General features: G+C 69.2%; 9 protein-coding genes. 4 read left to right on the top strand and 5 right to left on the bottom strand.

What is annotated here, in order from left to right; genetic code table 11:
• Nucleotides 1-166: 166 nt before the first annotated feature.
• On the bottom strand, nucleotides 167-3,094 hold the full coding sequence (locus ACIBH1_RS35445; protein ID WP_397318385.1) for an AAA family ATPase: 2,928 nt from the start codon (nucleotides 3,092-3,094) through the stop codon (nucleotides 167-169).
• An 11-nt stretch (nucleotides 3,095-3,105) separates the two neighbouring features.
• On the bottom strand, nucleotides 3,106-3,801 hold the full coding sequence (locus ACIBH1_RS35440; protein WP_397318384.1) for a hypothetical protein: 696 nt from the start codon (nucleotides 3,799-3,801) through the stop codon (nucleotides 3,106-3,108).
• Between the two features lie 184 nt (nucleotides 3,802-3,985).
• On the opposite strand from ACIBH1_RS35440, the gene ACIBH1_RS35435 reads away from it, so the two are divergent.
• Complete coding sequence (locus ACIBH1_RS35435; protein ID WP_397318383.1) at nucleotides 3,986-4,264, top strand: carboxymuconolactone decarboxylase family protein; 279 nt, start codon at nucleotides 3,986-3,988, stop codon at nucleotides 4,262-4,264.
• Between the two features lie 8 nt (nucleotides 4,265-4,272).
• On the opposite strand, the gene ACIBH1_RS35430 is transcribed toward ACIBH1_RS35435, so the two are convergent.
• Both ACIBH1_RS35430 and ACIBH1_RS35425 read right to left on the bottom strand, forming a co-directional pair.
• The gene (locus ACIBH1_RS35430) at nucleotides 4,273-4,716 is read right to left on the bottom strand and encodes a flavodoxin family protein (protein ID WP_397318382.1); all 444 of its coding nucleotides are present in this window, start codon (nucleotides 4,714-4,716) and stop codon (nucleotides 4,273-4,275) included.
• On the bottom strand, nucleotides 4,713-5,870 hold the full coding sequence (locus ACIBH1_RS35425; protein ID WP_397318381.1) for a PQQ-dependent sugar dehydrogenase: 1,158 nt from the start codon (nucleotides 5,868-5,870) through the stop codon (nucleotides 4,713-4,715). The genes ACIBH1_RS35430 and ACIBH1_RS35425 overlap by 4 nt, the downstream gene beginning before the upstream one ends.
• Before the next feature lie 61 nt (nucleotides 5,871-5,931).
• On the opposite strand from ACIBH1_RS35425, the gene ACIBH1_RS35420 reads away from it, so the two are divergent.
• Genes ACIBH1_RS35420 through ACIBH1_RS35410 form a run of 3 tightly spaced genes read left to right on the top strand, consistent with a single transcriptional unit; the run spans nucleotide 5,932 to nucleotide 7,691 of the window.
• Entirely contained in the window at nucleotides 5,932-6,687 is a 756-nt protein-coding gene (locus tag ACIBH1_RS35420) for an SDR family NAD(P)-dependent oxidoreductase (protein WP_397318380.1), read from the top strand.
• Between the two features lie 30 nt (nucleotides 6,688-6,717).
• A complete protein-coding gene (locus ACIBH1_RS35415; RefSeq protein WP_397318379.1) occupies nucleotides 6,718-7,182 on the top strand; it encodes an RrF2 family transcriptional regulator in 465 nt (154 codons plus the stop codon).
• Nucleotides 7,183-7,235: 53 nt separating this feature from the next.
• Complete coding sequence (locus ACIBH1_RS35410; RefSeq protein ID WP_397318378.1) at nucleotides 7,236-7,691, top strand: carboxymuconolactone decarboxylase family protein; 456 nt, start codon at nucleotides 7,236-7,238, stop codon at nucleotides 7,689-7,691.
• Between the two features lie 108 nt (nucleotides 7,692-7,799).
• Here the strand turns inward: ACIBH1_RS35410 and ACIBH1_RS35405 are convergent, their stop codons facing one another.
• Entirely contained in the window at nucleotides 7,800-9,017 is a 1,218-nt protein-coding gene (locus ACIBH1_RS35405) for an ABC transporter ATP-binding protein (protein WP_397318377.1), read from the bottom strand.
• Nucleotides 9,018-9,152: the final 135 nt, after the last annotated feature.

Genomic DNA, 9,152 nt, shown 5'->3' with positions numbered 1-9,152 from the left:
CGCGGCTTGGCGCCACGGTCAGCCCGTAGTCGTGACAGGCGCCCGCATGCCCGCCCCGGCCTCGGCGGGCGGGGGGGGGGGGGGGGGGCGGGGCCCCCCCCCCCCCCCCCCCCCCCCCCCCCCCCCCCCCCCGGGGGGGGCCCCCCCCCCCCGCCGGTGATTTGATCTAGGGTTCCTTCCTCCCGTCGTAGCCGAGCAGGCGCATCGCCGTCTCCGGATCCATGGCCGCGGCCAGCAGCTGGGCGCGGGCGTTGGCCCGGTCCCTGTCCTGCTCGGCCCTGGCCTGGGCGGACCGCATGTTCCTCACCATGATCATCGCGACCCCGAGGCCCACGATGACCGCGACGACGATGATGAACAGCACGGCGAGCAGTCCGGGCGAGGCCACGCCCGAGATCGCGGACGACGCCGAGCCAGGCAGGCCTCCCGTGGCCACCAGCGCGCCGACCACGGCCACCGCGACCAGCGCGACCAGGCTGCCGACGACCACCAGCACGCCCCTGCCCCGGCTCCTGGGCACCTCGGCCGCGGGCGGTGCGGACGCGGCGAGCGGCGTGGCCTCCGGGATCGGCTGGGGATCGGCGGCCCACGGCACGAACTCCGGCTGCCTGCCGTTCTCGGCGAGCGCGACCGGCGCGTGGGGCGGCGGCGCGATCACCACCTCGGTCGCCATCGGGGCGACGGCGACGTGCGCCGGCGTCCCGTGGGCCGGGGTGACCATGGCGCCGTACGACTCCGGCTCCTCCACCGCGCCGGGCAGCTCGCGCATGACCGGGCTGTGCTCCCGGTGCGCCCGCGCCGCCTCCACGTGGTACTCCTCGATCTCGGCGAACAGCTCGTCGGAGTCGTAGATCGATCCGTCGATCAGGGTGCCGCGCCGCCGCTCGAAGATCGCCACGACGTCGTCGCCGTTGAGCGTCTTGTGCGTCTCCAGGGCGTGCGCCAGGCAGAGCACGTCTCGGCGGTGCTCTCGCAGCAACTCCTCGGCCATGCCCATGAGGCGCACCAGGTTCCATTCGATGCGCTCGCCCAGGACGTGCGGGGTCTCCTCGTCGGCCGCTCGCCGGTTGGCCGGGTCGCGGTCGGTGATGGAGATCGGCCCGCCGGGCGGGCGCTGGCGCGGCATCGCCTTGCCGCCGCCCATGATCTCCAGCTGCTGGAGCGCGGGCAGGGAGGTGACGCCGGTGCCCATGCCCCAGTGCGACTCCATCAGGGCGGTGAGGAACGTCGCCGAGTGCAGGTCTCCCGAGACGCCCGAGGAGTTGTCCTCGCCGAAGAACATGCGCTCACCGGCCAGGGAGGCCAGAGAGACCATGATGTCGGCCTCGTACTCCGACTTCCAGCGGGTGAACTGGTCCTCCGGCTTGATGGAGGCGACCATGCCCAGGTAGTCGGCGCCCTTCTCGATGGTGGCGACGTCGATCTCGAGGTGGTAGCGGGTGCGGTAGGCGATCACCGCGTGGCAGGCCTCGTGGACGGCTACCGCGTGCCGCTCGCGCTCGATGTACTCCACGTCCTCGGGCGGTCCGAGCTGCTTGAGCCGCTTGGCGCGCAGCACGTCGGCCCAGGTGATCACATCGCGGCCGTCGCGGATCGCGGTGATCAGGGACTCGTTGACCATGTCCTTGATCGTGGCGCCCGTGGCGTACGGGGTGATGGTCGCGAGCTTGTCGATCTGCTCGGCCGTCAGGTCGTGCTCGACCTTGGCGAAGTAGCCCTCGTAGGTGCGCACCCGTCCGGCCTTGGAGGGATAGCCCACCTTGTAGATGCGGTCGATGCGGCCGGGGCGCAGGAGCGCCTCGTCGAGGACGTCGGGCATGTTGGTCGCCATCATGACGAGGATCCGGTACTTGGGCGGGGGCTTGGGCCGCATGCCCAGGGCCCGCCGTACCAGCCGGTTGAAGAAGCCGCGCGGCTTCTTCAGGCCTGACAGCTCCGTGAGCAGCGCCTGCAGCGTGCCCATGTCGCCGCCTCCGCCGTTCATGCCGCCGCCCATGATGAAGCGGCGCTTCTCGACCGGCTCCTCCTGCGGGGTCCTGAAGGTCAGCCTCGACCTGCTGTCCTCGGCCAGGTAGTCGAAGCCGTGGCAGCCGGTGTGGGTGAAGCCCTGTCCCGGCTGCGGCTGGCCGGCCAGGCGCCCGCGGCGTCCGAGCGAGTCGGCCTCGTCGAAGAAGACGATCACTCCGCCGTAGCGCAGGGCGAGCTTGCGCAGCTTGCGGAAGAGCCCCTTGACCTTGAGGATGCCGATGCCCATGAACATGTTGATGAAGGCGCCGGGGTCGACGAAGACGTACGGCTTGCCGGTCTCGCCCGCCACCGCCTCGGCCATCAGGGTCTTGCCGGTTCCCGGCGGCCCCCACAGCAGCAGGCCGCCCGGCACGTAGCCGCCCTTGTCCTCGATCGCCTCGGGCCGCTCCAGGAAGACGATGTTCTCGCGCACGCGCTCGACGACGTGGTCCTGGCCCCACACGTCCTTGAACCGGGTCTTGATGTCGTCGGGGAAGTAGGTCTCGATGCCGCCGCGAGACAGGAACCAGAACAGTCCGACGAACTGGAAGATGACGAAGAAGAAGGCGAAGGCCAGCTGCGCCACGTACGGCAGGGCCATGAACAGCAGCGCGGGCGCCTGGAAGATCGCGATGAACGGGCTGGTGTCGAGCACCGCGCCGAGGACCAGGGCCAGCACGGTGACGAAGAAGGCGACCTTCGCCCACCGGGAGACGCGGAAGCGGGTCCAGTCGCTGAAGCGGCGTTTGCTCCAGCGTTCCGTGCCGCCGAAGACCCTCTTGCTCCAGAAGCGGTGGTAGCCGGAGGATTTCTCGCTGATCAGGAAGTGGATCTGGCGCAGCACCTCGATGCCGAGGAACCAGAAGATCCACTGGTGTTCCGCGGCGATCGAGCGCAGAGCTTCGACGAAGGGCATGATGCCCTGGTAGTCGGCCATGGTCTTCCACGTCAGGACGAGGAAGGCCACGGTGAGCAGGATCAGGAACTTGATGCGGTCCCACATGGGCAGGGCCTTGCGGTACACCTGGCCGTCGTCGGGACCACTGTCAGGAGCGCGCAGTCCCTCGTGATAGGTCGTCTGATTCACGTGCGCCCCTTTTAACCCGGCATCCGGATCAGCTTGAAGGAGTCCTTGATTTTGTCGAACTCACCCGCCCGGGCCCTGAAGCACAGGGAGTGACAGCTGATGACCAGGGCGGATACCGTGGCGCCCTTCTCATCCAGCAGGGACGTCAGATCGTAGGTCTGCACTTTCCCTTGGAATTCGTAGTTGAAGCGGACGTGGACGCCTCGTGCGCCGTTTTCCAGGGACAGGAGATCGTCGGCGAGGAGTTCGAACTTCGTGAACCGCATCTCCCGGCCCGCCATGGCGGCCTGCTGCTCCAGCGCGCTGCGCAGGTCCTTGGTCACCGGCAGGAAGAAGTCGCGCAGCCGGTTCATCGAGATGGCGCCGACCTGGTCCTCGGTCAGCTTGTGCACGGTGGCGTAGACGAAGGGTTCCGTCGAGCTGATGAGATGCTCGGGTGTCGGTTCTGTCGCCTGGTCGAAGGCCGTCGACCAGACACGCTGCTTGGCCAGTCGCGCCGATTCGGATTCGGGATTGTCGCCGCTCAGGAACAGGTCGATGCCGTAGGACTCGACCTGGGCGAAAGTGGCGGGCACCTTGAAGTAGGTGGTTCCCTCCCGATCCCGCACGTAGGTGAACTCGTTCTGGCCGCATGAGGCGGCCCCTGTCATCACAAAGACCGCGATCGTGATCGCGGTCAGCCGTTTCCAAGCCCATAATGCTTTCACCAGGGCTTACCTCCGCTTTAGGCCCAACGAGGTCTTTGTGCCCTGTTTCATGCGGGTTTAGTGCGCCTGGAAGCTGATAAATCTTGACCAAATCTTGGCCGTACCTTGGCTTTACCTGTGACAGAGGGGTCAGGTGGCCGGGGAAGGGTGTAACGCGCGGGGCGCTCACATCCGACTTCCCAGTATGGACGACCCTCTCGCCGAGCGCCGCTTCCTCGACGTGTGGTCTCGCCACGAGATCAGCGACCGCGACAGGCGCCTGGTGCTGGTCGGCCTGCTCGTCGCCCAGGGCCTGGAGGAGGAGCTGGAGATCCAGCTCGACGCGGCGCTGCGCACCGGCGACCTGACGCCCGGCGAACTGCGCGCCGTCGTCGCCCTCGTCGTCCACTACGCGGGCGCCGCGCGCGGCGCGCGTCTGGACCGCCAGGCGGAGGACCTCATCGAACGCACCGCCAGGGGCTGACGGGCGCGCTACGGGGCGATGGTCGCGGCGAGCGTGCCGCCCAGCTCCCAGCAGGCGTCCAGGTCGGGCTTCGACGGGGGGCCGAGCACCACGACCGGCCTGGCCACCGGGGTCCAGCCCAGGCCCGAGGCGATCGACTCCACCGCGGCGACCGCGCCCGTCGTGTCGCTGTTGCCGTGGACGTACAGCCCGTACGGCAGGCGCCTGGTCTCCTCCAGGCAGGGATAGTAGACGCCGTCGAAGAAGTGCTTGAGCGCCCCCGACATGTAGCCGATGTTCGCGGGCGTGCCCAGCAGGATCCCGTCGGCGGCGAACACGTCGGTGGCCGTCGCCTGGAGTGCCGCCCGGCTGGCCACCTCCACCTCCGGCACCTCGCGCGCGCCTCGCCGTACCGCGTCGAACAGCTCGTGGGTGGCGGGCGAGGCGGTGTGGTGGACGATGAGCAGCCTCACGAGACGGCCTCGACGCGGTAGAGCGGGCCGCGCAGGCTCAGGGCGTACAGCTCGCCCTGGTTGTCCTGGCCGAACGACGACAGCTGTCTCACGGTGCCCGCCCTGCTTCCCTTGCCCGGCCTGCTCGCGGGCGTGGTGTTGACCCAGCCCGCGCAGAAGTCACCGTAGACGAACCGGCCGCGCAACCACGGGATGGCGGTGCCGCGATAGACGTATCCGGCGATGACCGAGCAGTTGCCGCCCTCGCCGAGCGGGTAGGTGATCGCCGGTTCCGCGTGGTCGCGGACTTGGCCCTCGCCGTACCTCGACGTGCCCTCGTAGACGTTCCAGCCGTAGTTCTCGCCGCCCTTGGACGAGGCTCGCTGGACGTCGACCTCCTCCCACCGGTCCTGGCCGACGTCGCCGATCCACAGGTCGCCGCTCTGCCGGTCGAAGCCGAACCTCCACGGGTTGCGCAGGCCGTACGCCCAGATCTCCGGCTTGGCGCCGCGCCGTGCGGCGAAGGGGTTGTCGGGCGGGACCCGGTAGGGCCGGCCGCCCCTGGGGTCGATGCGCAGGATCTTGCCGAGCCAGGTCGACAACTTCTGCCCGTTGCCGTGCGGGTCTCCCCCGCTGCCGCCGTCGCCGAAGGCGATGTAGAGGTAGCCGTCGGGGCCGAAGGCGAGCTGGCCGCCGTTGTGGTTGGCGTACGGCTGGTCCTGCCTGAGCACCTCGCGCCTGGCGCTCGCCTTCGTGCCGTCGAAGGCCCACTCGGTGACGCGGGTGTCGCCCTGGTCGTCCGTCCAGTCCAGGTAGAGCCAGTCGCCGCTGGGGTGGAAGGCGACGCCCAGCAGGCCGCGCTCACCGCCCGTGCTCGCCTCCTCGGACAGGTCGACGATCGTGCGCTGCCTGCCGTCCTTGAGCGCCTTGAGCCTGCCGGACTGCTCGGCGACGTAGAGCGTGTCGTCGCCGTCGCGGGTGGCGAAGGCCACCGGCTTGTCGAAGCGGGCGATCTGGCGGAAGCGCAGCTTGCCTTCGACCTGGGTCACCGTCGGGGTGGGCGCTGCGGACGCGGTGGCCTGCGCGCTCGTGGACACGACGGCGGGCTCCGCCGCCGTGCAGCCGCCCAGGGCGACGGCCGCGATCAGGAGGGTGGTGCCGGGTAGTTTTCCCACGCCTCCATCCTGCCCGCGTGGGCCTGAGGTTCCCCGCAAGGCGCCCAGTAGATTGCTGGGCATGCCAACCGCACTCATCACCGGCGCCACGGCGGGCATCGGCGCCGCCTTCGCCCGTCGCCTCGCCGCCGACGGTTTCGCTCTCGTTCTGGTGGCCCGCGATTCCCAGCGCCTGGCCGAGTCGGCGGAGACCCTCAAGCTCAGGTACGGCACGGCGGTCGAGACCCTGCCCGCCGACCTGGCCACCGACGAGGGCCTGGAGCTGGTCGAGCAGCGGATCCGCGACGGGATCGACCTGCTGGTCAACAATGCCGGCTTCGGCCACCGCACGGCCTTCCTGCAGACCCCGGTCGCCGACGAGGTGGCGATGCTGAAGGTGCACTGCGAGGCCGTGCTGCGCCTGACGCTCACCGCCGTGCCGGTCCTGAAGGCGCGCGGCCGGGGCGGTGTCATCAACGTCGCTTCGGTGGCGGCCTTCTTCAACCGCGGCAGCTACAGCGCCTCCAAGGCGTGGGTGGTCAACTTCACCGAGTCCGTCGCGGCCGAGATCAGCTCGCCACGGGTGCGGGTCATGGCCCTGTGCCCGGGTTTCGTGCGCACCGAGTTCCACTCGCGGGCCTCGATGGACATGTCGGGCACACCCGAGTTCCTGTGGCTCGACGCCGACGCCGTGGCCAGGACCGCCATGCGCGACCTGGCGCGGGGCGTCAGGGTCAGCGTCCCCGGCGCGCTCTACAAGGCCATCGTGACCTTCGGCACGCTGGTGCCCAAGTCGCTGCAGCACGCCGTCAACGCGAGGCTGGGTCGACGCGACTAATCCTGGACATGTAATATCCAGGATATGCGGATGAGCGAGGGCGTCGAATGGGCGCTTCACAGCTGCGTGAACCTGGCCTGGATGGAGGGCCGGGCCGTCACCGCCGCCCGGCTCGCCGCGCTCTACTCCCTGCCCGCCGCCTACCTCAACAAGCAGCTCCAGCTGCTGGCCAAGGCGGGCATCCTCACCTCCACGCCGGGCCCGCGCGGCGGCTTCCGCCTCGCGCGCCCGACCACGGCGATCACCCTGCTCGACGTGGTGACCGCCATCGAGGGCGGCGAGGACGCCTTCCGCTGCCAGCAGATCCTCCGCGAGGGTCCCGGCGGGCGCGACGACGTCGACTACCGGCGCACCTGCGCCGTGTCGATCGGCATGCGCAAGGCGGAGCTCGCCTGGCGGCGGGAACTGGCCGCCCAGACGATCTCCGACGTCATCGCCCAGGTGGAACGCCACCATCCCGACGCTTCCTCACGCACCCGCGGGCAGCTCATGTGAGCTTCTCCGTGGACTAATTCTGGATATTTTTCATCCCGATTGGAGAGAATGTCATGCAGCCTCGTCTCAACGCCTTCGAGCTGGTGCCCGACATCTACAAGGCCATGACCGGCGTGGAGGCCGCCATGCGGCGCAGCTCGCTGCCCCGCACCACCTACGAGCTCGTCAAGCTGCGCGTGAGCCAGATCAACGGCTGCGGCTACTGCGTCGACATGCACGCCCGCGACCTGAAGGCCTCGGGCGAGAGCGACGAGCGGCTGTGGTCGGTGGCGGCCTGGCGCGAGGCGCCGTACTTCACCGACGCGGAACGTGCCGCCCTCGACCTGGCCGAGGCGGCGACCCGGCTGGCCGACAACCCGAACGCGGTGCCGGACGAGGTGTGGCAGGCGGCCGAGAAGGAGTACCCCCAGGAGACCCTGGCCGCGCTGGTGATGGCGATCGCGACCATCAACTTCTGGAACCGCGTCGGCGTGACCACGCGGCTGGTGGCGGGCTCGCACACGCACTGAGGTCATGAGCAGGCCCCCGCTGCGGGAGGGGGTCGCGGCGGGGGCCTGGGGCAGGGGGATCACCGGATCGGGCCGGCTTCGCGGGGAGCGATCCGGCCCGGTCGGGCGTCAGCGGCCGATGTTGGCCTCGTGGCCGATGGCCAGACCCGACTCCTTGTCGAAGAAGTGCAGGTTGTGGGTGTCGATGACCAGGTCGATCGACTGGCCGGGACGCACGTGCGAGCGGGCGTTCACGCGGGCGGTCCACAGCGACTTGTCGCCGGACAGCGGCAGCGCCGACTCGTCCTCGTCGCCGGTGTCGGCGGCGGCGACGGTGTCCTTGTGCTCGACGGGCGGGGCGTCGATGAGGAAGAGCACGTTGATCTCGGAGCCGAGCTCCTCGGTGACCTCGGCCTTGACCGGGAGGGTCGCCCAGCCGTTGGCGTGCTGGCCGGCGGAGGCGGCGTCCTCGAAGTCGGAGGGGCGGATGCCGAGGATGACCTGGCGGCCGATGTACTTGTCGAGGCCCGGCTTCTCGGCGAAGGTCGAGTCCGGGATGGAGAGCTTGATGCCGGCGAAGGTGACCGAGGCGCCACCGTCACGCACCAGCTCGGCGGTGGCGAAGTTCATGGACGGCGAGCCCATGAAGCCGGCGACGAACAGGTTGACCGGCTTGTCGAACAGGTTCTGCGGGGTGTCGACCTGCTGCAGCAGACCGTCGCGCAGCACGCAGACGCGGTCGCCGAGGGTCATGGCCTCGACCTGGTCGTGGGTGACGTAGACGGTGGTGGTGCGCAGGCGCTCGTGCATCTGGTTCAGCGAGGCGCGCATCGACACACGCAGCTTGGCGTCGAGGTTGGACAGCGGCTCGTCCATGAGGAAGGCCTGCGGGTTACGCACGATGGCGCGGCCCATGGCGACACGCTGGCGCTGACCACCGGACAGGGCGGCCGGCTTGCGCTTGAGGTACTGCTCCAGGCCCAGCATCTTGGCGGCGTCGTTGACGCGCGAGGCGATCTCGGCCTTGGGCATCTTGCGGAGCTTCAGACCGAAGGCGAGGTTCTCCTCGACGGTCATGTGGGGGTACAGCGCGTAGTTCTGGAAGACCATCGCGATGTCACGGTCCTTGGGCGGCAGGTGGTTGACCACCTTGTCGCCGATGGAGATCTCGCCGCCGCTGATGTCCTCGAGCCCTGCGATCATCCGGAGCGCGGTGGACTTACCGCATCCAGAGGGGCCGACGAGCACCATGAACTCGCCGTCCCTGATCTCAAGGTTGAGCCCGTTGACGGCCTTGACGCCGCCCGCGTACACCTTGTCGACGTTGCTAAGAACGATGGATGCCATAACAGTCCTTCGCGCTACCGGGGGATTACCTCGGCTTGGATACGTTTTCATGCATCTCACCCGAAACGGACATCCCTGTCAAGAGGACCTGGACTGTTATCCCCCTGAGCTCGACCGCGATGGAACGTCATGATG

Source organism: Nonomuraea sp. NPDC050663 (genome assembly GCF_044456985.1).
In the GTDB taxonomy this organism is placed as follows: domain Bacteria; phylum Actinomycetota; class Actinomycetes; order Streptosporangiales; family Streptosporangiaceae; genus Nonomuraea.
Note: the sequence above shows the minus strand (reverse complement) of the source record. Positions and strands in the feature narration are given on the sequence as shown.